The organism is Pseudomonas sp. TH37 (assembly GCF_016650735.1).
Classification (GTDB): domain Bacteria; phylum Pseudomonadota; class Gammaproteobacteria; order Pseudomonadales; family Pseudomonadaceae; genus Aquipseudomonas; species Aquipseudomonas farris.
This window is the reverse complement of sequence record NZ_JAEKFD010000001.1, coordinates 739,399-760,835: the sequence shown is the minus strand read 5'-3', so window position 1 is coordinate 760,835 and position 21,437 is coordinate 739,399. Positions and strand designations below refer to the sequence as shown.

The 21,437-nt window shown below is 57.0% G+C and carries 24 protein-coding genes; 17 read left to right on the top strand and 7 right to left on the bottom strand.

Going from position 1 to position 21,437, the window contains the following annotated elements; genetic code table 11:
- Positions 1-23 precede the first annotated feature (23 nt).
- The 9 genes from JFU11_RS03595 to JFU11_RS03555 all read left to right on the top strand — a co-directional run bounded on the left by JFU11_RS03595 (position 24) and on the right by JFU11_RS03555 (position 8,414).
- Positions 24-932, top strand: a complete 909-nt coding sequence (locus JFU11_RS03595) for a LysR family transcriptional regulator (RefSeq protein WP_201059806.1) — start codon at positions 24-26, stop codon at positions 930-932.
- A 234-nt stretch (positions 933-1,166) separates the two neighbouring features.
- On the top strand, positions 1,167-2,360 hold the full coding sequence (locus JFU11_RS03590; RefSeq protein ID WP_123721984.1) for a CaiB/BaiF CoA-transferase family protein: 1,194 nt from the start codon (positions 1,167-1,169) through the stop codon (positions 2,358-2,360).
- The gene (locus tag JFU11_RS03585; protein ID WP_201059805.1) at positions 2,357-3,283 is read left to right on the top strand and encodes a hydroxymethylglutaryl-CoA lyase; all 927 of its coding nucleotides are present in this window, start codon (positions 2,357-2,359) and stop codon (positions 3,281-3,283) included. The genes JFU11_RS03590 and JFU11_RS03585 overlap by 4 nt, the downstream gene beginning before the upstream one ends.
- Positions 3,284-3,468: 185 nt before the next feature.
- Entirely contained in the window at positions 3,469-4,800 is a 1,332-nt protein-coding gene (locus JFU11_RS03580) for an MFS transporter (protein ID WP_201059804.1), read from the top strand.
- Between the two features lie 201 nt (positions 4,801-5,001).
- Complete coding sequence (gene fos / locus JFU11_RS03575; protein WP_201059802.1) at positions 5,002-5,418, top strand: fosfomycin resistance glutathione transferase; 417 nt, start codon at positions 5,002-5,004, stop codon at positions 5,416-5,418.
- Between the two features lie 64 nt (positions 5,419-5,482).
- Positions 5,483-6,121, top strand: a complete 639-nt coding sequence (locus JFU11_RS03570; RefSeq protein WP_052964797.1) for a LysE family translocator — start codon at positions 5,483-5,485, stop codon at positions 6,119-6,121.
- Between the two features lie 103 nt (positions 6,122-6,224).
- A complete protein-coding gene (locus tag JFU11_RS03565) occupies positions 6,225-7,577 on the top strand; it encodes a diguanylate cyclase (protein WP_123721996.1) in 1,353 nt (450 codons plus the stop codon).
- A 116-nt stretch (positions 7,578-7,693) separates the two neighbouring features.
- Complete coding sequence (locus JFU11_RS28305; RefSeq protein WP_008014777.1) at positions 7,694-7,849, top strand: KGG domain-containing protein; 156 nt, start codon at positions 7,694-7,696, stop codon at positions 7,847-7,849.
- A 73-nt stretch (positions 7,850-7,922) separates the two neighbouring features.
- Complete coding sequence (locus JFU11_RS03555; protein ID WP_123721980.1) at positions 7,923-8,414, top strand: DUF4142 domain-containing protein; 492 nt, start codon at positions 7,923-7,925, stop codon at positions 8,412-8,414.
- 52 nt (positions 8,415-8,466) lie between these two features.
- Here JFU11_RS03555 and JFU11_RS03550 read toward each other — a convergent pair whose 3' ends face one another.
- Complete coding sequence (locus JFU11_RS03550; RefSeq protein WP_123721979.1) at positions 8,467-8,868, bottom strand: low affinity iron permease family protein; 402 nt, start codon at positions 8,866-8,868, stop codon at positions 8,467-8,469.
- 198 nt (positions 8,869-9,066) lie between these two features.
- On the opposite strand from JFU11_RS03550, the gene JFU11_RS03545 reads away from it, so the two are divergent.
- Positions 9,067-9,213 carry a hypothetical protein gene (locus tag JFU11_RS03545; RefSeq protein ID WP_008074520.1) on the top strand — a complete coding sequence of 49 codons (147 nt, stop codon included), beginning with the start codon at positions 9,067-9,069 and terminating at the stop codon, positions 9,211-9,213.
- Positions 9,214-9,393: 180 nt separating this feature from the next.
- Here the strand turns inward: JFU11_RS03545 and JFU11_RS03540 are convergent, their stop codons facing one another.
- Positions 9,394-9,933: an AidA/PixA family protein gene (locus JFU11_RS03540; protein ID WP_201121234.1), complete on the bottom strand. Its 540-nt coding sequence runs from the start codon at positions 9,931-9,933 to the stop codon at positions 9,394-9,396.
- Positions 9,934-10,057: 124 nt separating this feature from the next.
- The gene (locus tag JFU11_RS03535; protein ID WP_007903283.1) at positions 10,058-10,561 is read right to left on the bottom strand and encodes an inclusion body family protein; all 504 of its coding nucleotides are present in this window, start codon (positions 10,559-10,561) and stop codon (positions 10,058-10,060) included.
- Positions 10,562-11,007: 446 nt separating this feature from the next.
- Here JFU11_RS03535 and JFU11_RS03530 point away from each other — a divergent pair, with 446 nt between their 5' ends.
- Together JFU11_RS03530 and tam are read left to right on the top strand one after the other, a co-directional pair.
- Positions 11,008-11,337, top strand: coding sequence for a YXWGXW repeat-containing protein (locus JFU11_RS03530; protein ID WP_123721976.1), 330 nt, complete (start codon positions 11,008-11,010; stop codon positions 11,335-11,337).
- A 66-nt stretch (positions 11,338-11,403) separates the two neighbouring features.
- Positions 11,404-12,174, top strand: a complete 771-nt coding sequence (tam, locus tag JFU11_RS03525; protein ID WP_123721975.1) for a trans-aconitate 2-methyltransferase — start codon at positions 11,404-11,406, stop codon at positions 12,172-12,174.
- A 56-nt stretch (positions 12,175-12,230) separates the two neighbouring features.
- Here tam and JFU11_RS03520 read toward each other — a convergent pair whose 3' ends face one another.
- A complete protein-coding gene (locus tag JFU11_RS03520; protein ID WP_008074516.1) occupies positions 12,231-12,638 on the bottom strand; it encodes a type II toxin-antitoxin system HicB family antitoxin in 408 nt (135 codons plus the stop codon).
- A 377-nt stretch (positions 12,639-13,015) separates the two neighbouring features.
- On the bottom strand, positions 13,016-13,351 hold the full coding sequence (locus JFU11_RS03515; RefSeq protein ID WP_201059800.1) for a hypothetical protein: 336 nt from the start codon (positions 13,349-13,351) through the stop codon (positions 13,016-13,018).
- A gap of 341 nt (positions 13,352-13,692) precedes the next feature.
- Between JFU11_RS03515 and JFU11_RS03510 the strand changes: the two genes are divergently transcribed.
- The 5 genes from JFU11_RS03510 to JFU11_RS03490 are packed head-to-tail and all read left to right on the top strand — an operon-like array spanning position 13,693 to position 18,725.
- Positions 13,693-15,159 carry a c-type cytochrome gene (locus JFU11_RS03510; protein ID WP_201059799.1) on the top strand — a complete coding sequence of 489 codons (1,467 nt, stop codon included), beginning with the start codon at positions 13,693-13,695 and terminating at the stop codon, positions 15,157-15,159.
- A gap of 50 nt (positions 15,160-15,209) precedes the next feature.
- Positions 15,210-16,985 (top strand): cytochrome c oxidase subunit I, encoded by a 1,776-nt coding sequence (ctaD, locus tag JFU11_RS03505; protein WP_201121233.1) that lies wholly within the window; start codon positions 15,210-15,212, stop codon positions 16,983-16,985.
- A complete protein-coding gene (locus JFU11_RS03500) occupies positions 16,982-17,674 on the top strand; it encodes a cytochrome c oxidase subunit 3 (protein WP_201121221.1) in 693 nt (230 codons plus the stop codon). Before ctaD ends, JFU11_RS03500 begins: the two co-directional genes overlap by 4 nt.
- A gap of 6 nt (positions 17,675-17,680) precedes the next feature.
- Entirely contained in the window at positions 17,681-18,394 is a 714-nt protein-coding gene (locus tag JFU11_RS03495; protein ID WP_201059795.1) for a heme-copper oxidase subunit III family protein, read from the top strand.
- A gap of 13 nt (positions 18,395-18,407) precedes the next feature.
- Entirely contained in the window at positions 18,408-18,725 is a 318-nt protein-coding gene (locus JFU11_RS03490; protein ID WP_030132679.1) for a cytochrome C oxidase subunit IV family protein, read from the top strand.
- Positions 18,726-18,755: 30 nt separating this feature from the next.
- Here the strand turns inward: JFU11_RS03490 and JFU11_RS03485 are convergent, their stop codons facing one another.
- Both JFU11_RS03485 and JFU11_RS03480 read right to left on the bottom strand, forming a co-directional pair.
- Positions 18,756-19,316 carry a hypothetical protein gene (locus JFU11_RS03485; protein WP_201059793.1) on the bottom strand — a complete coding sequence of 187 codons (561 nt, stop codon included), beginning with the start codon at positions 19,314-19,316 and terminating at the stop codon, positions 18,756-18,758.
- Between the two features lie 342 nt (positions 19,317-19,658).
- Positions 19,659-21,224, bottom strand: coding sequence for a Fic family protein (locus JFU11_RS03480; protein ID WP_201059791.1), 1,566 nt, complete (start codon positions 21,222-21,224; stop codon positions 19,659-19,661).
- Positions 21,225-21,437: the final 213 nt, after the last annotated feature.

The window sequence follows — 21,437 nt, the reverse complement described above, 5'->3', positions numbered from 1 at the left end:
AACCGAAATCATCGAGCCCTCCCATGCTGCAAAAAAGCCTGATCCGCCGCCTCGACCTGATCACTCTCCAACTGTTTGTGGCCGTCCATGAAGAGGGCACCTTGACCCGTGCCGCTGCTCGCGAAGCGATCGCGGTGTCGGCGGCCAGCAAGCGCTTGATGGAGTTGGAGGTGGCTCTGGGCATCAGCCTGTTCGTGCGCCAGGCCAAGGGCATGACCTTGACGCCGGCCGGTGAAACCCTGTTGCACCACGCCCGGCAGATGCTGTTCAACGTCGAGAAAATGGGCCTCGAACTGGGCGAGCATAGCCACGGTGTACGGGGTTATGTGCGGATGCTCGCCAACCTGTCGGCAATCATTCAGTTCCTGCCCGAAGACCTTCGAGATTTTTCCGAGCGCCATCCTCAGGTCAAGACCGACCTCGAAGAACGCCCCAGCAGTGGGGTGATTCAGGGTGTGCTCGATGGCGTGGCAGACCTCGGGATTTGTTCCAGCGACAGTGACGTCAAAGGCCTGCACAGTGTTTTTTATCGCCGGGACAAACTGATGGTGTTGATGCCGGCCGATCATCCATTGGCGAGTCGTTCGACCCTGGCTTTTGCCGACACGCTGGACAGCGATTACGTTGGCTTGCACGCCGCCAGTTCCATCAACATGCGCACCCATGCGGCTGCGCGCAAGGCCGGCAAGGTGCTGAGGCTGCGGATTCATGTGCCGGGTTTCGATGCCATGTGCCGGATGGTCCAGGCCAACATGGGCATCGGCATCCTGCCGCAAAAGGCTTACGAACTGTTTGGCCGGGCGTTGGGTTTACACGCGGTGCCGCTGACGGATGACTGGTCGGATCGTGCGTTGATTCTGGTGGTGCGCGATGAAGCGAGGCTGTCGCCGGTGAGCCGGATGTTGTTTGAGCAGTTGCGCGGTCAGGCCTGACAGTTCTCTATTGGATAGGCGGGCCTCATCGCGGGCAAGCCCGCTCCCACATTGATCTGCGGCGTTCACAAATCCCTGTGGGAGCGGGCTTGCCCGCGATGGCTGACCTGAGATCGTGGTGAACTCGCCGAGCATTCGCGTTTCGCGAACGGTCGTTGCCAACTGAAGGTTGGATTCCTTGCCCCTCGGTCCTCTAGCCTTGGCTCATATTCCAAGAACAAGAGGTACCCCGCGATGACTGCCCCCTTGAGTGCAATCAAAGTAATCGAGATTGGCACACTGATCGCCGCGCCGTTCGCGGCACGCATGCTCGCCGAGTTCGGCGCCGAAGTGATCAAGATCGAAGCCATGGGCCAGGGCGACCCTTTGCGCAAATGGCGCAAGCTGCACGAGGGCACTTCGCTGTGGTGGTACCTGCAATCGCGAAACAAGAAGTCGCTGGCGCTGAATCTGAAATCCCCCGAAGGCATCGAGCTGGTCAAGCAACTGGCGACCGACGCTGATGTGCTGATCGAAAACCTGCGGCCCGGCGCCCTGGAGAAACTCGGCCTGGGCTGGGACGTGTTGCATGCCCTCAATCCCAACCTGACGCTGGTGCGTATTTCCGGTTATGGCCAGACCGGCCCGTACCGTGATCGTCCGGGTTTCGGTGCGATCGGCGAGGCCATGGGCGGGATTCGCTACACCACCGGCACCCCCGGTTCACCGCCCGCCCGAGTGGGTGTGAGTCTCGGCGATTCGCTGGCTTCGCTGCATGCGGTGATCGGCGCCTTGATGTCGCTGCTGCGAGTCAAGACAGGGCAGGGCGGCGGGCAGGTAGTCGATGTGTCTTTGGCCGAAAGCGTGTTCAACGTGATGGAAAGTCTGGTGCCGGAATACGACATGCTGGGTCATGTTCGTGAGCGCAGCGGCGGGGCGTTGCCGGGCATCGCGCCATCCAATACTTACCTGACTGCCGACGGCGCCTACGTGGTGATCGCCGGCAACAGTGACCCGATCTATAAGCGCCTGATGGCGGTGATCGGCCGGGTCGATCTGGCCGAAGCGCCGGAGTTTGCGCATAACGATGGCCGCGCCGCGAAAAGTAATGTGCTCGACGCCGCCATCACTCACTGGACCAGCAGCCTGCCTATCGACGAAGTGCTGTCGGCGTTGGAAGCTGCCGAAGTCCCGGCCGGGCGCATCTATTCGGTGGCTGATATCGTCGCCGATCCTCACTACCAGGCGCGGGGCATGCTGCTCAGCGCCGAACTGCCCGGCGGCGCCACGGTGAAGATGCCGGGCATCGTACCGAAAATGTCCGAGACCCCCGGCGGCGTGAACTGGTCGGGACCGAGTCTGGGTCAGCACACCGACGGCATCCTCGCGGGACTGGGCCTGAATGACCAGGACATCGAACGGCTGAAAGCTGAAGGGGTGGTGCAATGATCACTGATTATTCCGAGACCCTGATCGTTCAGGAAGTCTCCCCTCGTGACGGCTTGCAGATCGAGCCGACCTGGGTCGAAACCGTCGACAAGATTGCGCTGATCGATCAGTTGTCGCTGGCGGGGTTCAGCCGTATCGAAGCAGGCTCGTTCGTTTCGCCCAAGGCCATTCCAGCGCTGCGTGATGGCGAGCAAGTGTTCAAGGGCATCGCCCGACGGCCAGGCGTGATCTATGTCGCATTGATCCCCAACCTCAAAGGCGCACAACGAGCGCTGGACGCGGGGGCTGATGAGCTGAATCTGGTGATGTCCGCCAGCCAGACTCACAACCTGGCGAATATGCGGATGCGCTGCGAGGCGTCATTGGCGGCGTTTGGCGAGATCGTCGAATTCGTTCGCGGCACCCAGGTGCGGCTCAACGGCAGCATCGCCACGACCTTCGGCTGCCCGTTCGAGGGCAGGATCGATGAGGACCGAGTGCTGCAAATCGTCGACGCTTATCAGGAGCTCGGGATTCAGGGCATTACCTTGGCCGACACCACCGGCATGGCCAATCCGCGTCAGGTCGATCGGCTGGTGCGCAAAGTCTTGCAGCGGGTTTCGTCGGCAGATCTGACCCTGCATTTTCACAACACTCGCGGCCTCGGTTTGTGCAACGTCCTGGCCGCCTACGAGGCCGGTGCCCGTCGTTTCGATGCGGCCCTCGGCGGCCTTGGCGGTTGCCCGTTTGCGCCGGGTGCTTCGGGCAATATCTGCACTGAAGATCTGGTCAACCTATGCGATGAAATCGGTATTCACACCGGCATCGATCTGCCGTTGTTGCTGAAGTTATCCCGGGGGTTACCCGCATTGTTGGGTCACGAAGTGCCCGGGCAACTTGCCAAGGCCGGACGCAATTGCGACCTGCACCCGACACCCACCTGAACACACCGAACACCCTGTGGGAGCGGGCTTGCCCGCGATGACTGGTCACATTCAACAGAGATGTCGACTGGTGCACCGCAATCGCGGGCAAGCCCGCTCCCACAGAAAAGCATCTACACAGATCACTTAAACCAGACAACAAAAACAATCGGGACTCCCTCGTGAAGTCCATCTGGAGAAACACTATGAGCCTCAATGTACTGGAGGCGGGCGCGAGCCCGTCCGTTAGCCACGACGCCGAAAAAGCCCTGGTCCGCAAAGTCGCCTGGCGACTGATGCCGCTGATCATGGTCTGCTACCTGTTCGCGTTTTTCGACCGCATCAACATCAGCTTCGCCAAGTTCCAGTTGCAGACCGACCTGAGCCTGAGCGACACCGCTTACGGCCTCGGCGCCGGGCTGTTTGTGGTCGGTTACGTGATCTTCGAAGTGCCGAGCAACATGATGCTCTACAAGGTCGGTGCGCGGCGCTGGATTGCCCGGATCATGATGTCCTGGGGTGTCGCCACGGCGGCCATGGTCTTCGTCAACAGTGAATGGCAGTTCTACGCCTTGCGCTTCGTGATCGGTGCGATGGAGGCGGGTTTCGCGCCAGGCGTGCTGTATTACCTGACGCTGTGGTTCCCGCAGCACTATCGCGGGCGCATCACCTCGATGCTGTTCCTCGCGTCGGCGTTTGCCGGGCTGGTCGGCGCACCGTTCTCCGGGCTGGTGCTGCAACACCTTGATGGCTTCCTTGATATGCGCGGCTGGCATTGGCTGTTTCTGCTCGGTGGCGTGCCTTGCATCGGCCTCGGTTTGTTGGTGCTGGCCTTGCTCAAGGACCGCATCGAAGACGCCCATTGGCTGACGTCGTCGGAAAAGACACTGCTCGCCAGCCGTATCGCTCACCACGAACCCCACAAGAGCGGCGGCTCCTTGCTGGCAGCCTTGCGGATTCCGGGTTTCCTGATGCTGGGGCTGATTTACTTTCTGATTCAGGTGGCGTCCTACGGCTTGAACTTCTGGGCACCGCAACTGATCCGCAGTGCCGGTACCGAGAGTCCGGTGATGATCGGTTTGCTGACCGCCATTCCCTATGTCTGCGGCGCCATCAGCATGGTGGTGATCGGGCGGTTGTCCGATGCCACCGGCGAGCGGCGCAAGTTTGTCGCAGGTCTGGTGGCGGTAGGCGCGGTGGGGTTCTTCAGCGCAGGGATCTTCGCTAACCACACGACTTTCCTGATTGTCGCCCTGGGCTTGCTCGGTGCCGGGATCATCGCCTCCATCCCCAGCTTCTGGACCTTGCCGCCAAAACTGCTGGCGGGTGCCGGCGCAGGTGCCGCCGGCGGGATCGCGGTGATCAACACCCTTGGCCAGTTCGGTGGGATCGTCAGCCCGGTCATGGTCGGGCGGATCAAGGACCTGACCGGCAGTACTACCCCGGCCCTGTACGTTATCGGAGTTGCTGCGCTGATTGCTGCTGCGTTGTTGCTGTGGGGGTTGCCGCAGAAGTTGCGCACGCTTGATAAGTTCTGAAATTTGCGGCGTCAGGAAAATCGCTTTCGCGAGCAAGCCCGCTCCCACACTTGACCGAATTCCAAAGTTGGACACGGTTAAATGTGGGAGCGGGCTTGCTCGCGAAGACTGACTCACAGCAACAAACCCCCGGCGGCTATACGCTCAAGGACATTTAAGTTGTACGCTCCGGTCGGACCCAGCCTCAAGGTTGCTAAACACATGCTAACCGGCCTCAACCACCTGACCCTCGCCGTCACCGACCTGAACCGCAGCGTGGCGTTCTATCGCGATCTGCTGCAACTTCAGCTCGAAGCCACGTGGGACACCGGTGCCTATCTCTCATTACCCGGTCTATGGCTGTGCCTGTCTCTCGATCCGCTGCGCGAGTCCGCGCCCGCCGCTGACTATACCCATTACGCCTTCAGTATCGGCGCTACGGACTTTCCGTTGTTCGTCGAACACCTGCGATCCGCCAAGGTACCGGAATGGCGAGACAACCGCAGCGAAGGTGCGTCGTTCTATTTTCTCGACCCGGACGGGCACAAGCTTGAGGCGCATGTCGGGGATCTGGCGTCGCGGCTGGCGTCATGTCGGCAACGGCCGTATGCGGGGATGAAGTTCTTCGACGATCAGTGAGTCGATGCTCGGGGTCCTGAGATAGACTTGCGTCCATTCATCCGGCGTTTCAACAGGAATTCCCATGACTCCATCGCTGCTAATGGCCGTTCTCGCCTCGGGCTTCATTTATGGCATCACGCCGGGGCCGGGTGTGCTGGCGGTGTTTGGCATCGGCGCGGCGCGCGGGCGGCGGGCCGGAGCGGGGTTTCTGTGCGGGCATTTGCTGGGCGACGTGGTCTGGTGCAGCACCGCGCTGATCGCGATTGTCGGTGCGCGGGAAATCGGCAGCACCGCGTTCGATGTGCTGGGCGTATTCAGTGGGCTCTACTTGTTCTGGCTGGGGCTGCGCGCGGTTCGGGCTCGCCGTGGCAGTGCTGAAGCTCCTCAAGGCCCGGCGCGGCAGCCGTTCTGGCACGGCATCATGTTCGGTCTGACCAACCCCAAGGCATACCCAGTGGCGGTGGCGACCTTTACTGCGCTGCTGTCCAGCCGTGCAGAATTGCTGCATTGGTCGATGCTGCCGTGGTTGATCGTCCTCAGCTTCATTGGTGGCCTTATGGCCTACGCTATCCTCATAGGCATCGTCGGTGCGCGTCAGGTGCGCACGTTGTATCAGCGCCATGAACTGGCGATCACGCGGTTGTGCGGGGTAATGTTCATCGGTTTTGCCATTAATGCCCTGGTGCATGCACTGCCGGGGCTGGTGACGAACAAGGCTTGAGGCTGATCGCAAGGAAGCGTCAGCTGCACAGTCATCGCTCGGGCGTATGACCGGTCAGGGAGGGTTGTTCAATGTTGCATTGTCCGGACACGCTCTCGGCATCATGGAAACCAGAAACTCCGCACCACTGGCCAGCTACATTGACCTCTTGCTGGACGCCGTCTGTGCGGTGGACAAACAAGGCCGCTTCGTATTTGTCAGCGCGGCCTGCGAGCGCATTTTCGGTTACACCCCCGACGAGCTGATCGGCCAGCCGATGATCGACTTGGTGCATCCCGCCGACCGACAGCGCACCATCGACGCCGCACGGGAGATCATGGGGGGCGAGCCAAAGCTTAACTTTGAAAACCGTTACCTGCGCAAGGACGGCCGGGTGGTGCACATTCTCTGGTCGGCGCGCTGGTCGGAGGTAGATCAGCTGCGCATTGCCGTGGCGCGCGACATCACCGAGCGCAAACAGGCCGAGTCCCGGCAAGCGGCGCTGTACGCAATCTCCGAGGCGGCCCACGCGGCGGAAGATCTGCTGGCGCTGTTCAAACGCGTCCATTCGATCATCGGCGAATGGCTCCCGGCGTTGAATTTCTCCGTGGCGCTGTATGACGAACACTGCGCGCAGCTGAATTTTCCCTATCACGTCGACGACCGTGAACCGCAACCCGAGGAGCCCGGGACTGTGACCGGGCGTCTTTGCAGTGAAGTAATTCGCAGCGGCTTGCCGATTCTGCTGACCCCGGATCAGGACGATCCGCCGGCCGGTTTTGCGGCGCTTGTCGCGGGCCAGGATTCGCCCTGCTGGCTGGGCGTGCCATTGAGTTCGCAGAACAACGGCACCATTGGCGCCTTGATCGTTAAAAGCGTACCGGGCGGCGAGCGTTACACCGAGCAAGACAAGGAACTGCTGCAGTATGTTTGCGCTCAGGTCGCGACCGCTATCGAGCGCAAGCAATTGCATGCCCGGCTCCAGCGCATGGCCCAGTATGACCAACTGACTCAGTTACCCAATCGCGAGTTGCTGCGCGAACGCCTCAAGGCCTCACTGGCGCTGGCCCGGGAAGACTCCGGTCGAATGGCGTTGCTCTACGTCGATCTCGACCGCTTCAAGCAAGTCAACGACACCCTTGGTCATGCGGTCGGCGACATGCTGCTGCAAGCGGTCGCCAATCGGCTCAAGGGCTGCGTGCGCGAAACCGACACCGTAGCGCGTATCGGCGGTGATGAATTTGTCGTGTTGTTGCACAGCATCCACGCCGCGGAAGACGCCGAGAATGTGGCGGGAAAAATCCGCCAGGTACTGGTTCAGCCCCTGCGCCTGGACGGGCATAGCCTGAACATCCAGCCGAGTATCGGTGTCGCGCGATACCCCGAGCATGGCACTGAAGAGAACCAGCTTTTCAGGCATGCCGATGAGGCGATGTACAGCGCCAAGCGCCAGCATCATCTGCGTCTCGGGGCCTGAAAGCCCGTCACCGTTCGTCGCAGCGTTGCCAGTTTTTCTAAACCTTTTTGGCGATGGAAATTCTTATTCTATGCGGGCGGCTGCTCGCTGCTCTCATCATCAAGAGGATGAAAACCATGCCTACTTCAAAAAATCCGAGTCCGGGTAGTGCCCATGATCGAACGAAGGCGTCTGAAGCCGGTCGCAAAGGTGGGAAAACCACCACGACGACCGTTGATAAAGACTCCGCGAAAGGCGGCATGGGCCGCAAAGGTGGTCAGAAATCCCGGTAATAGTGAAGATGGTTTTATTAAAAGACGGGGGCGAAAGCCCCCGTTGGAATTTTCAAAGAAGGAGGGCGCGACCATGAGCCGGATGGCCACCCGTTTACGCAATGCCAGTTTTGTCACGTTACTGGGCCTGTTTGCCAACAGTGCCTTTGCCCAGTCAGCCGCTGAATTCATCAACGAAGCATCGGCCAAAGGCATGGCCGACATCGAAGCCAGTCGCCTGGCGCACCAGAAGACTGAGTCCAAAGAAGTCAAGGATTACACCATCGTGGTGATCAACGACCTCACCACCGCCAACCAGCATCTGGCGAAAATTGCCAAGCAACTCGATTTGCCGGTCGCACCACGCGAAGAGGTGATGGATAAGGCCAAAGCCTTGATTCCGGAGGTGAAGGACGATGCTGCGTATGCCGCCAGTCAGGTGAAAACCACCCAAGAGACCATCGAGCAGCTTCAACAACAAGCGCAGACCACGGACGTGCCGCAAATCAAGGCGTTCGCTGAAGAAACCCTGCCCAAACTGCAAAACCATCTGCAAATGGCCAGGGCCCTGCAAGCCAGTCGCTAGCACCAATGGCGCGGGTGACGTCGCCGGTCACCCGCGGGGCATGGATCACCATTCATTCATCCTGTTTCTTTGTTTCCGGGACGACAGTGCCGTCCAGGGAAATCGTTTCGCCCTCGCCGAGGTGGCGATATTTCTTTCTCAATTCTTCCAACTGTTTGAGATCCAGCGATTCGAGCCCCAGCATCGCGTTCTGCGCATCTTTCGTTACTCGCAATAACTCATCGATTTTCAAGTGCAAAATGTCCGTGTCGCGGTTCTGGGTGTTCTGGATCAAGAACACCATCAGGAAGGTGATGATGGTGGTCGAGGTGTTGATGATCAGCTGCCAGGTATCGTTGAAATGGAAAATCGGCCCGCTCAAACCCCACAGGATAATCAGAACGATCGCCCCCAGAAATGTCCGGGGCAGGCCGGCCCACAGGGAAAGTTTCTGTGCAATTTTTGCGAATTTCATTGCCGTGTTCCTTATAGGGATACGCCTGATTTTCAGACAGCACGGGCATAACGAAAATTCTGCTGAATATTGCCTGCGGGATGAAAAGCCGGTGCGCTGACCCCCTCTGTCAGTGCTCATCGTTCGGGGCCGAGAAAGTCGCAACCATTTCCACCGACATGGGGTCACTACTTCAAGCCCCTGAAACTGGAGAACAACATGAACCTCGCCCGCACGTTTTACCTTTGTTGCTGCCTGCTTGCGTTGCAGGGTTGCTTCGATAACTCGGATAACGAGACCAAAGACAATACTGATGGCACCAAGTCTTCGGTGCAGATGCAGGAGAAGGGGGCTGACAGTAAATAGCGGTGAGTCGCTGTTACCGTTGCACCCTAAGAAAAGTGCGAATCCATGTGGGAGCGGGCTTGCTCGCGAAGACGTCGGCATAGTCAATATTGATGTCACCTGACACACCGCATTCGCGAGCAAGCCCGCTCCCACAGGTTCCGCGCCTGAACGGGCATTGGTTTTTTTGTATCTATCTATTCACGCCGACAGCGTCACCTCAGCCTTCCAGCTGAAGTACCCCAACACTTCACAGCGCTGGTTGATCAGCATGAAGTTCAGTTCGCAGGCTGTCACGCCCGTGCTCAGTTGCGAACACTCCCAATAATGATCATCGGCGCTGTGGCTGCCAGGCTGGGTCGGGTTGGCGGGGTCGGGGGCGGGGACTGTCTGGTCGCTATGAACGATCAGTTTGGGCGGGGAAAGGACCCCGGCATCGTCCACCGTCAGGTCGTGAAATACCACCGTATGTTCGGCCAGCAGGCTGACGGTCCTGCCGCGAATATGGAAGATCTTTCCGTTGCTGGCTGTCAGCGTTATTTTGCTGTCATTTTCAGCACTTTGTGTCGTCGTGCTACTACTCACGGGGAAGATGAAACCATCTTCAATCACAGTCGGGTTCTGCGATTCAAGACTGGGTTGCGGATAACGTGAAAGCAACGATTCGGCATCGACAATCAGAAGCACGCTACTGGCTATCACGGCGCCCGCCGAAGGGGAGGTAATCGGTTCGGAAGTCATCATGGATCCTTTCATGATGTTGACGCAAAACGGTAACCGCTTCGGTTCAAGCGAGACATCCTGTTCCAGCCGAGGCGGCAACGAGCCCGGTAGGCCCCTCGTTGCCAAGGGGCCCGGCCCAGCATCAGTTACGGATGGTAATGAACGGATCCCATGTGCAGCAGCCGATGATCTGGCAGTCGCGATTCACGATCAGAAACTGGAAGTGATAGGTCACGCTGCCGCAGGCAAGGGTTTCCGAAGACCAGTAATGGTTATCGACCTTCTGGCAGCTGGGCACCGACGGATTGCTGGTGTTAGGGACTGCAAAGGAGGCGGTAGCCTTGCGTGGCGTGGGCGTAGAGATCAACTCGTTGCCTGCGTTACCGACGAACTTGTAGAAAATCACTGCTTGCTCGAAGCCCAGCGACAGGCTGGCTTCACGCCAGCGAATCAGATCGCCTACCTGGGCTTTCAGATTGAGCTCGCCACCGGCCTGGCCACTTACCACGTTGTTCTGATTGGTCACCATGTACACATGATTGACGTCGATCATCGTCGGCGCAGCAGGATTTTTGCTGATGTTCGGGTAGTTTTTCAGAATGGTTTCAGTGTCGATGGAAACAAGTACATCCGTGACTCGAGACATAGTAAAGCTCCTTTGAACATAGTGATTACCTGGCTACCTACCAGGTACGACAACGTTTGTTTGCCTTGCGGCCGTTGCGAACACACTACTGGGGAACCCACTCGATCACGGGGTACGAGCTGGCCTTGCTCCTTGCCTTGAAATGACGGGTTGGGTTCCTTCCAACAGGCCGCGTTAGGACTATAGATGCCATTTTTATACTGTCAAAATCGCTTTGCCTTTCGGTCGACGAACGGTTCTTTTGGTTATGACTTTCAATGATTTTGCGATAAGAAAAGGCTCATTCAGATCCCCTGTGTTTTTCAATCGTCAAGTGATCCGCGGTTCAGGCAATAGACAGACAAGGCCTGTTAAAAGAGTAATGAACCAGGCAGGAGCATGGTTGGAAAAGGGGGCTGTTTTTTTGCTGGTTCACTCGATTTGGCTTTCAAGCCTGAGGAGGCGGCATGTTGTTACGTTACATGGTGTTGCTGGCGGTGGTGGTTACCGCTGCGGGTTGTGTGCAGGAACGGGTTGTTCATGACCGGCGTCCGGTGCAGCGTGAATATGTTGAAATCATCGCACCGCAGCCGCCACCGGAACGCGTTGTTGAGGTAGAGCCTGCGGGGCGACCGGGTTATCTCTGGTCCAGAGGGTACTGGCGTTGGGAAGGTGGGCGTTATGTCGCGGTTCATGGCCATTGGGTCCCGGAACGGCCGGGGTATCGTTATGTGCATCCGCACTGGGAGCAACGTAACGATGGCTGGCATTGGCGGGTGGGGGCGTGGGTTAACTGACGAAGTCAATGTATCGTAGCGAACCGGTTGTCTGCCTCTGGCTACAACCACCGACAGGAGAGCGATATGAGCTGGTCCGCCAAACAATATGTAGCTTTTGAAGATGAGCGAACGCGCCCGGCGCGTGACTTGCTGGCCGCCATCCCCACAATGGACGTTCAATCGGCAATCGACATCGGTTGCGGCCCGGGAAATTCCACCGAGTTGCTGGTGCAGCGCTTTCCCAATGCCGCGGTGCGAGGAGTGGACAGTTCACCCGATATGATCGAGGCCGCTCGCAAGCGCTTGCCTCACCTGCGTTTCGACACTGCTGACATTGATACCTGGAACGAGAGCGGCCCGTTCGACGTGATTTTCGCCAACGCGGTGTTGCAGTGGTTGCCCGATCACGCCCGGTTGTTGCCGTCATTGGTGGCCAGGCTTGTGCCCGGCGGTAGCCTGGCGATTCAGATGCCCGACAACCTCAACGAACCGTCGCACAGGTTGATGCGCGAGGTCGCAGCGAACGGCCCTTGGGCTGACAAACTGGCAAGAGCCGCTGGCCTGCGAACGGAAATGGGGGATGCGGGTGGTTACTACTCGATGCTGCGTGCCCATTGCACCCGCGTCGATGTATGGCGCACCACTTACTACCATCCACTCGCGGACGGCGCATCGGGCGTGGTCGAGTGGTTCAAGGGCAGCGGTTTACGGCCTTTCCTTGAGCCGCTGAATGAAGCGGAGCGGGTGCAGTATCTCAAGCAGTATCTGACGGCGATCGAACAGGCCTATCCGGCACTGAGCGATGGTTCAGTGCTATTGCCGTTTCCGCGGTTGTTCATGGTGGCGACGCGCTGACGTACTGAGGGACATACAAGGTTGTTTGTCCCTTTGGTTTACCAATCTTCGAACCATTAGCCTTGCTGCAAAACCTTGAGTGCCGCCGAGGCCAGAAACCCGGAGCGACTCTTCTCTTCCGGATGATGCAGTACGTACTCATCGATGCGGTTGAGCAGGTAGCCGGGCAGGGTGATGTTGAGTTTCTGGGCCTTGCCCAGGTACTTGGTGACATCGATGTCCACCACGGCCCACGTACACCCTGCGTACTGTGGATTGGCCGCATGCAGGGTCACTTTGTTGGCGGGCGGAATCGGTGATCCGTCTTCGGCCAATATTTCGAAATGGCCTTCGATGGCTTCGCGCGCCATGGCCATGGCGTCATCCAGATCCTCCCCGGCGGAGAAACAACCCGGAATATCCGGTACTTCAACACCCCAGGCGTGTTCGTCGTCGCCCATTGAAATCGCAATCGGGTAAAGCATGTTCGTCATCCTCCGAAGGTGCTGCTTGTGGTTACTATACCTACTGAAATTCACTAATCAACACTATAACCACCAATGCATCCTGAGCACCGATGTGTTAGCGACATGAAATGAATCTAGGAGGGTATTTGGCGATGACTTGGGCAAGGCCGGCTTTCTGTATTGCAGGGTTTTGCCGAGGCGCTGGAGAGCGAGGGAGATCAAATTTCATGCATAAAAAACCGGCCACTTCGGATCAATGTCAGTGAGTTGGGCGAATCGGACATGTAGGAGCCAGGCTTGCCGGCGAAGGCGTCCTTAAGAGCGCTTTCGCCGGCAAGCCTGGCTCCTACGAAAAGGGGTTGCTCGCTTAACTGACTGAGATTGAGTAGTAGCTTCTAAATCAGCTGATCAATCAAAACCGCATTGGTATAGATCAAGCTTCCATCGCTCGCTCGATGCCCGACCAAATGGAACTGACCTCGCGTGTGCTGCAAGTAGACGCGCATTTGGCAGTCGGACAAGGGGCCGTATCCCTCTGGCAGGATCAAATCCATTGAGCTCATGTCGACATCAACCATGGCTTCAGGCTCATGGGTCTTCTGTAGGCGTTCTTCAGCTTGCTCCAGACGCAGATGGAGGGGGCCATCGACATCAAAGCTGATCTCACCCACCGGGGTGGACTTTTGGGCGCCGCTGGGTTTGCACCAGCCTTCGATCGTCAGGTTACTCATGACGAAGCCTCCGTCGTGGACTGCTGGACTCTGTAGCTCTTGTCTCTTCTCATCAGGATTGAGTATAGCTGGCAACCCGGTCTTGCTTGCCCATTTAGTCCCGAGAGACGTAATGCTGATATCCATAGTTATATGTAGCGAATAGCTTTAAACGATTAACTTAATGTTCGAATTGGAATATCTGGCCAGCAGATTTTTCAGAAAAAGCGCTTGTTCCGTCCCTGCACTATACTTTGTGCTGACTTTACCGTCGGAATGGATGGTACTTGTCTGCCCTGCTTGGACGTCAGTGGCGATGCTGTTGCATAACCAGTGAACAACAGGAATAGGATGAACAGAAAATGGCAATAGCAATTATCTTGATACTAATCGTTATTGCATCAGTGTTGTTCCACATACTAGCGCCTTGGCATGCGACACCGGCAGCTTCCAATTGGGGGTCCATAGACACCACCCTGTTCATCACCCTGATCATTAGCGGAATATTTTTCATCGCCATCACGGTATTTATGGCGGTAGCCGTCATGCGTTATCGTCACAAGGAGGGTGCCAGGGCGCACTATCAGCCAGAAAGTAAAAAACTGGAAACATGGTTGATTATCGTGACCTCGGTAGGTATTGCCGCGATGTTGGCGCCAGGCCTGGTGGTTTACAGTGACTTCATCCGGGTGCCGAAAAATGCTTATGAACTTGAAGTGGTCGCCCAGCAGTGGCAGTGGGCCTTTCGTTTTGCCGGCCAGGACGGGAAGCTGGGCAAGTCGGATATTAAGTTTGTTGATTTCACCAATCCCCTCGGCCTTGATCCCAAAGATCCTGTTGGGCAGGACGATGTGCTTATAAAAAACAATGAAGTTCGCCTTCCGCTCGATCAGCCAGTGAAAGTTTTACTGCGTTCTAAAGATGTACTGCACAATTTCTATATCCCGCAAATTCGCAGCAAGATGGACATGGTGCCGGGGATGGTGTCGTACTTTTGGTTTACGCCGACTAAAACCGGGAAATATGAAATCCTTTGTGCTGAATATTGTGGTGTAGGTCATTACAACATGCGCGGCCATATGATCGTGGAAGAGCAGGGCGCCTTCGATCAATGGCTGAGCAGCCAACCGACTTTTGCGCAGACGTTAGCGACAGCTGCCAAACCCAGTCAGGACAGCGTGCTGGAAAAAGGTCGCTTGTTGGTCGAAAAATACGGCTGCGGTGCCTGCCATAGCCAGGATGGCAGTACCAGTCTCGGCCCGGGATGGAAGGGGCTGTACGGCCGCACTGAACAGTTTGCCGATGGCACCAGTGCGCTGGTCGATGAGGCCTACCTGAAAGAGTCGATCCTCGATCCGAAGGCCCGACTGGTACAGGGCTACCCGCCAGTCATGGTGGCCTATACTCTCACTGAAGATGAACTGGGTGCTGTCGTCGCCCTGATCAAATCACTGGGTGCCGCGGAGCAAGAACCTTCTGCCAGCGAAAAGTTGGACAGAGGTGACGACTTGGCGACGCAGGGGCAGCGGGTGGCCGAGTCGCTCGGTTGTCTGGCCTGCCACAGTGTCGATGGCAGCAAGGGTGTCGGCCCCAGCTGGCAGGGCCTCTATGGCGAGACCGTAACCCTTGCCGACGGTACGAGTATCAAGGCCGACGAGGGCTATATAAAGGATTCGATTCTTAATCCCGGCGCCAAAATCGTCAAAGGCTACGCAGCCGTCATGCCGGCCTTTGCTCCGAGTGATCAGGAGTTGAACGCACTGATCGCTTTTATCAAATCCAAAGCGAAAGCCGACGCTGATGCGAGCAAGGCGGAGCCAGGGAAGTAGCCGTAAAGCAGCCAGGAATGCACCGAAACTTCGAACAGGAGGATGACGTGATGGCCTATGCGGAGCAAGCCGAAACAGAAGCACTACACGACCCCAAAAGTTTCCTGACCAAATATATCTGGAGTCAGGACCACAAGGTCATAGCCATTCAATATTCCTTGACGGCTATATTCGTGGGCGTTATCGCCGTGGTGTTGTCCGGCTTGATGCGCATACAGCTTGGCTTCCCCGGCGCTTTGGAGTTCATGGACGCAAGTGCTTACTATCAGGCGATGACCATGCACGGCATGATCATGGTCATTTACTTGCTGACGGCCTTGTTTCTGGGTGGCTTCGGTAACTATCTGATCCCGCTGATGGTGGGCGCCCGCGACATGGTCTTCCCCTATGTCAACATGCTGAGTTACTGGTTCTACCTGCTAGCGGTAGTGGTGTTGCTCTCCAGTTTCTTTGTCCCCGGCGGCCCCACAGGTTCGGGCTGGACGCTCTATCCGCCACAGTCCATTTCTCAGGGAACACCGGGGGTTGAGTGGGGCATCGTCCTGATGCTCGTCTCACTGGCGATTTTTATTGTCGCAGCCACAATGGGCGGGTTGAACTACGTCACCACGGTGTTGCAGGCGCGCACGCACGGCATGACATTGTTTCGCATGCCGCTCTCCGTATGGGGAATCTTCATGGCCTCGATTATGGCCTTGCTGGCTTTCCCTGCGTTGTTCGTCAGTGCGGTCATGATGCTGTTTGACAAGCTGTTGGGCACCAGCTTCTTTATGCCGGCGATGATCTCGCTAGGGCAGCAGATCGATCACCAGGGTGGCAGCCCAATATTATTCCAGCACCTGTTCTGGTTCTTCGGCCACCCGGAGGTCTACATCGTGGCTCTGCCTGCGTTTGGCCTGGTCTCCGACTTGATCAGCACGCATGCGCGTAAAAATATCTTCGGCTACCGAATGATGGTGTGGGCCATTATTGCGATTGGCGTACTCAGCTTTGTGGTCTGGGCGCACCATATGTATGTCAGCGGAATGAATCCGTACTTTGGCTTTTTCTTCGCCGTCACCACCTTGATCATCGCGGTGCCGACCGCACTGAAAGTCTACAACTGGGTGCTGACCCTGTGGCGGGGCGACATTCATCTGACCGTGCCGATGCTGTTTGCCCTGGCCTTTATCGTCACCTTCCTGGTCGGCGGTCTGACCGGGTTGTTTCTCGGCAATGTGATCGTGGATATTCCGCTCTCGGACACCTATTTCGTCGTCGCCCATTTTCATATGGTCATGGGGGTCGCACCGGTTTTGGTGGTGTTCGGCGGCATTTATCATTGGTTCCCGAAAGTAACCGGGCGCATGTTGAACGACACCCTGGGCAAGCTGCACTTCTGGATTACCTTTCTGGGCACCTACGCCATCTTCTTCCCCATGCACTACCTGGGTTTCCAGGGCATGCCTCGCCGCTACTACGCCTATGAAAACTACGCGTTCATCCCGCAGTCGGCGCAAGAGTTGAATGCCTTCATTACGGTGATCGCATTGACCGTCGGCGTTTCGCAACTGCTGTTCCTGTTCAACCTGGCCTGGAGTGCATTCAAGGGCAAGCCCGCAGGTAGTAATCCCTGGGGCGCGGCCAGTCTGGAATGGCAAACGCCGAACACCCCGCCGATACACGGTAACTGGGGAGCGAAGCTGCCGGTCGTGCATCGCTGGGCCTATGACTACAGTGTGCCGGGGATAGAGCAGGATTTCGTTCCGCAAACGGTCTCCGCCGAGGAGTTGGAGCAAATGCGGCAACTGAGTGCCGGAACCAAGATAGCGGACGTTAAAACATGAAAAGGCTGCTATTGAGAAACGCCGACGGTGCTGACCCCGGCGGCAGTTGGAGTCGCGACCCTGGGGGTATTCACACCACCGAGGGTGCCGATAGAAGCCAAATCGCAAGAACGGGCCTGCGCTTGTTTCTGGTCGTGGTGAGTTCGTTATTCTTTCTCTTCCTGTTCGCCTTTATTGCCCGTTCACAAATGGCCGACTGGCTCCCCCTGACAGACCCCTTGGCGCCGTTAGCCAATCTCTGGCAGCTATGGCTGAATTCGGCTTTTCTGGTATTGAGTTGCATCGCACTGCAGTGGTCGCGTATGGCCGCCCGACAGGCTCGACTGGGCGCAACGGTCATTGGTTTTGCATTGGGGGGCGTATTTGCCATTGCCTTTCTGGTGGGGCAATTCTGGGTCTGGCAGCAGTTTGTCGCGTGGGGCTACTTTGTCGCCAGCAATCCGGCCAACAGCTTCTTCTACCTGTTGACCGGCCTGCATGGGCTCCACCTGCTGGGCGGGCTGATAGCCTGGGGAATAATCGTCGCTAAATTCCTGCGTCGCGTGCCGTTGCCGCAACTCAGCGTCAGCGTAGAGCTCTGTACCACCTATTGGCACTACTTACTGGGTCTTTGGTTCGTGCTATTCGCTTTGCTGGCCAGCACGCCGCAAACCTATGAAGCCATCGCCAGATTCTGCGGCCTGAGGTGAAAAGCCATGGCATCGCATCCACTTGCCCCAGGCGAATCCAGTTCATCCAATCCACCAGACTCACCGCCTGCACCGGGATGGCAGGGCATCGCCAGCGACTGGGCCTCGGATAAAGAGGTCTTCAAGCAGGTCCCTTGGGGCAAGGCGATGATGTGGATATTCCTGCTCAGCGATACTTTTATATTCACCTGTTTTTTAACCGGCTACATGTCGGTACGCATGACCATCACCACCGCTTGGCCGAACCCCAGTGAAGTGTTCGCATTGACGATTGCCGGTCAAGAAATCCCGCTTATTCTGATCGCGATCATGACCTTTGTGCTGATCAGTAGCAGCGGCACCATGGCCATGGCCGTTAATTTCGCCTATCGCCGTGATCGTGCGAAAACCGCTGCCCTGATGCTGGCGACCGCTGCCTTGGGGGTGACCTTCGTCGGCATGCAGGCATTTGAATGGACCAAGCTCATCGCGGAAGGAGTGCGTCCCTGGGGGAACCCCATGGGGGCGGCGCAATTTGGTGCGAGCTTTTTCATGATCACCGGTTTCCACGGACTGCATGTGTCAATCGGCGCCCTCTACCTCGGTATTGTGGCGCTGAAAGTAATGCGGGGAGATTATGAGCGCTCCGGAAACTATCAGAACGTCGAGATAGCCGGGCTCTACTGGCACTTCGTGGATTTGGTGTGGGTGTTTATTTTTGCTTTCTTCTATTTATGGTAGAGGAGCACGGGTGATGGCACATGCTCAGGGTCAGCAACATCCAATCAGTTTGTACCTTAAAATCTGGGGGCTGTTATTCGTCCTCAGCACGCTGTCGTACCTTGTCGACTATTTCCACTTCCATGGCTACCTTCGGTGGTCCCTGATTATCACTTTCATGTTGTTGAAGGCAGGTTTAATTGTCTCCATCTTCATGCACATGGCCTGGGAACGGTTGACCATGGTCTACGCCATATTGTTGCCACCTTTATGTTTACTGGTGCTCGTCGGACTGATGGCCACCGAGGCAGACTATGTTTTCCTCAGTCGCGTCATTTCCTTCGGCCAATAAGCGGCTTCCGGTGGCCTTGAGTCTCCAGGGCTAACCCGATATCACTCGCTTGAACTGATGCCATTTGTGCTGCCAGGCCACTGTCCAGTGGGGGGCTGCCGTTCCCGTGCCGGCAATCGTCAGCGTTGGATGATGTTCGATTACCCGGTCCAATACCGATTCCTGATTCGGTTCAACATCCACGAAGAAGACATGTTTTCCCTCTTCTACCATCTGTTTAAAATTACGGAAGTGAGCGTTCGGCACCTGGATGCCAAAAAAACCGCCTTCCCAGATGCAGAAGCCAAATATAACGATGGCCAGGAAGATAAAAGGTATCCAGCCTGCGGCGGATTCGGTCCAGCCCAGCCAATAGGCGCCGCCAAGAACCAGCGCCGCGAGTGGCACACCGACCAACGCACCAATCTCGCCAGAGTGAACAACATCCTGTTTCATCAACGAGTTAACCTCGTGGAGGTGATGTTCTTCAACATCAGCCACTTGTTCACTGAGCACATGAATTTGTTCGGTGTTGATGCCATTGGCTTCCAGTTCATTTTCAACGGCTTCGAGAACGTCGAGATTGTCACTGATGTAATAGTGCCGATTCATGCCACACCTCCCATCTCGTGTTGGCTGTAGACCCCCTCTGTCCTGCAGCCGCTAACTGAGATTTGCAGTCGGTATCTGTACCCGTGGGGAACGTTGCACACTTGATGCAATTCGTAGGAAGTATAGCATTCGCTAGCATGCGGGGCGGGCAACGTCAAGATCTGAAAGGTAGTAGCAGGGCCTGGCGTAGCCCGACGAATTCTGTGTCGAAGTGCTATGAGTAAATCGCTCAACGAGGGCGGAAGCAGGGGGCGGATATTCAAAGCAGTCGCTGCAAGCCCTAAACCCCCAGACACAAAAAAACCGGCATCAAACCGTTTTTTTCTAATCCACCCCAGCGCCTTATCCAGATTCGCCGAAAGATCCTTCTTCGCCTGCACCCATCTCTCGATCCTCAAACGCAGAACGCACGGCCTCCACGACGCGTCCCGCCATGCGCTCATCTTCAAGCTGCGGGTACCCTTTCTTTAGCTTACCGGACACCACCCAGCTGTTCTCCTTGATGGAACGGATCATGCGGTTCGCATCCAGGTCTGGCATTTCCAGTACCTCTTTCAGCTGCTCCTGAGCTCGCTGAAAGATCACCAGTACTCTGGCTTCATCCGCCATTTCCTTTCGAATCGTGTGTTCGACGACGCGTGCGGTGTATAGGACGTGTTCGGTCAGATCGGGATACCTCCAGGCAAAGCGTGCGTCCTCGTATTCATCGAAGATGAAGTTGCTGCGAGTCCCGTCCTCGTAGGTCACGAGTTCGCCGAACCGATAGGCCGCTGCGTAACGTCGCATGAACGGTCGCGAGAACACTTCTAGCGTACGGTCGTAGCCGGCCCTGAAGTCGATCGAACTCGTGATTGTGGCTGACACCGGCAGTATTACGCCGTCGGGCACTGCCTTATCCCGAATCAGGGTGTCGTTAATAAGGAAGCGATGAATCCGGCCGTTGCCATCGCGCATGGGATGGATGAACACGAAGCCAAATGCCAACACAGCGGCACGTGCCACTGACTCCGCACCCCGCGTTGCGACCTCAAACTCGTTGAGTCCTGCCAATAGCTGCGCAAGATCCGCGAAATGGGGGGCAATGTAATGCACGATGTCCTCGCGCATCGTGGCCTGCCCCACAAACACAGGGGAGCGCCGCAAGCCCAGTCCAATGGCGTCACGCCCCAGAATGCCGGCTTGCAGGGAGTGCAGGCTGTCGTTGCTCAACGGGTCTTCGATATGTCCGCAGTACTGGGCGATGACATGGGCAAACCGCTGGATGCGATCAGCCTGGTCGGCTTCCTTTTCGATGAGAAAGCTCGCGCGCGATTCCTTGAACGTCAGCCAACTGGCGGTACGCATCAGGATGTCGGGGCCAAAGGCCTGATCCAATTCATCCAGTGCCTCACGCAGATCGAATTGCAGAGCGTCCTGCACTGGCGCCGTACGACGAACCAAGGGGCAGAACTCAGCCGTCCCCGGCAGATTGTTATTGATTCGCCAGCGCCGCGTTCGCAGTGCTTCGCGACGAGTCAGGTAATCTTGTGGCGAAAGTACATCAACATAGCCGCCATTGGTCACGTCTGGCACATCCAGACGTTCCCCTGTCAGCCATTCGTAGAGGAACCCCGTGCGACGGGCGTACTGGCCGAATGGCTCCCGTCGGCACCAGTCTTCGACAGGCTGCGGACCAATGGCCGCAAACAGGCGGGCGAAGAACTCGAGATGGATCTCTTCGTACTTGAGGCCGAATTCGAAGTGTCCTGCGAAATCGTCTGCGGGCCGATAGCTTGCCGGATACCGGTTCTCCACATTTCCGGCACTTTCGCGACTGACACGTACAGTGCCGATCATCGAGTCGACTCGTAGAGGCTGTGCCAGCGCGATGTCGTAACGGTTCGCGAGGGTCTTGAAACCGACTTGCATTGACGAAATCCTTTACTGGGGCAAGAAAAACGCTAACAGAAGATCGATCATATGCGAAAACGCTAATTTCAGTAGATGTGAAAACATTAACGTTTGATTAAATTTGATAATAAATCCGTGCTTTTCGAAAAAAACGCTAACAGACTTCAGGGTAGTCGCTAACGCCCCGAGAGCACTTACTCATCGATCAGCGGATAATGGACGAAAATTGGG

Coding starts and splice junctions, on each gene's coding strand:
- JFU11_RS03515 (WP_201059800.1), bottom strand. CDS start 13,351: ATGAGTAACCTGACGATCGAAGGCTGGTGCAAACCCAGCGGCGCCCAA.
- JFU11_RS03580 (WP_201059804.1), top strand. CDS start 3,469: ATGAGCCTCAATGTACTGGAGGCGGGCGCGAGCCCGTCCGTTAGCCAC.
- JFU11_RS03510 (WP_201059799.1), top strand. CDS start 13,693: ATGGCAATAGCAATTATCTTGATACTAATCGTTATTGCATCAGTGTTG.
- ctaD (WP_201121233.1), top strand. CDS start 15,210: ATGGCCTATGCGGAGCAAGCCGAAACAGAAGCACTACACGACCCCAAA.
- fos (WP_201059802.1), top strand. CDS start 5,002: ATGCTAACCGGCCTCAACCACCTGACCCTCGCCGTCACCGACCTGAAC.
- JFU11_RS03585 (WP_201059805.1), top strand. CDS start 2,357: ATGATCACTGATTATTCCGAGACCCTGATCGTTCAGGAAGTCTCCCCT.
- JFU11_RS03490 (WP_030132679.1), top strand. CDS start 18,408: ATGGCACATGCTCAGGGTCAGCAACATCCAATCAGTTTGTACCTTAAA.
- JFU11_RS03540 (WP_201121234.1), bottom strand. CDS start 9,933: ATGACTTCCGAACCGATTACCTCCCCTTCGGCGGGCGCCGTGATAGCC.
- JFU11_RS03495 (WP_201059795.1), top strand. CDS start 17,681: ATGGCATCGCATCCACTTGCCCCAGGCGAATCCAGTTCATCCAATCCA.
- JFU11_RS03570 (WP_052964797.1), top strand. CDS start 5,483: ATGACTCCATCGCTGCTAATGGCCGTTCTCGCCTCGGGCTTCATTTAT.
- JFU11_RS03565 (WP_123721996.1), top strand. CDS start 6,225: ATGGAAACCAGAAACTCCGCACCACTGGCCAGCTACATTGACCTCTTG.
- JFU11_RS03550 (WP_123721979.1), bottom strand. CDS start 8,868: ATGAAATTCGCAAAAATTGCACAGAAACTTTCCCTGTGGGCCGGCCTG.
- JFU11_RS28305 (WP_008014777.1), top strand. CDS start 7,694: ATGCCTACTTCAAAAAATCCGAGTCCGGGTAGTGCCCATGATCGAACG.
- tam (WP_123721975.1), top strand. CDS start 11,404: ATGAGCTGGTCCGCCAAACAATATGTAGCTTTTGAAGATGAGCGAACG.
- JFU11_RS03530 (WP_123721976.1), top strand. CDS start 11,008: ATGTTGTTACGTTACATGGTGTTGCTGGCGGTGGTGGTTACCGCTGCG.
- JFU11_RS03545 (WP_008074520.1), top strand. CDS start 9,067: ATGAACCTCGCCCGCACGTTTTACCTTTGTTGCTGCCTGCTTGCGTTG.
- JFU11_RS03500 (WP_201121221.1), top strand. CDS start 16,982: ATGAAAAGGCTGCTATTGAGAAACGCCGACGGTGCTGACCCCGGCGGC.
- JFU11_RS03595 (WP_201059806.1), top strand. CDS start 24: ATGCTGCAAAAAAGCCTGATCCGCCGCCTCGACCTGATCACTCTCCAA.
- JFU11_RS03535 (WP_007903283.1), bottom strand. CDS start 10,561: ATGTCTCGAGTCACGGATGTACTTGTTTCCATCGACACTGAAACCATT.
- JFU11_RS03480 (WP_201059791.1), bottom strand. CDS start 21,224: ATGCAAGTCGGTTTCAAGACCCTCGCGAACCGTTACGACATCGCGCTG.
- JFU11_RS03485 (WP_201059793.1), bottom strand. CDS start 19,316: ATGAATCGGCACTATTACATCAGTGACAATCTCGACGTTCTCGAAGCC.
- JFU11_RS03520 (WP_008074516.1), bottom strand. CDS start 12,638: ATGCTTTACCCGATTGCGATTTCAATGGGCGACGACGAACACGCCTGG.
- JFU11_RS03590 (WP_123721984.1), top strand. CDS start 1,167: ATGACTGCCCCCTTGAGTGCAATCAAAGTAATCGAGATTGGCACACTG.
- JFU11_RS03555 (WP_123721980.1), top strand. CDS start 7,923: ATGAGCCGGATGGCCACCCGTTTACGCAATGCCAGTTTTGTCACGTTA.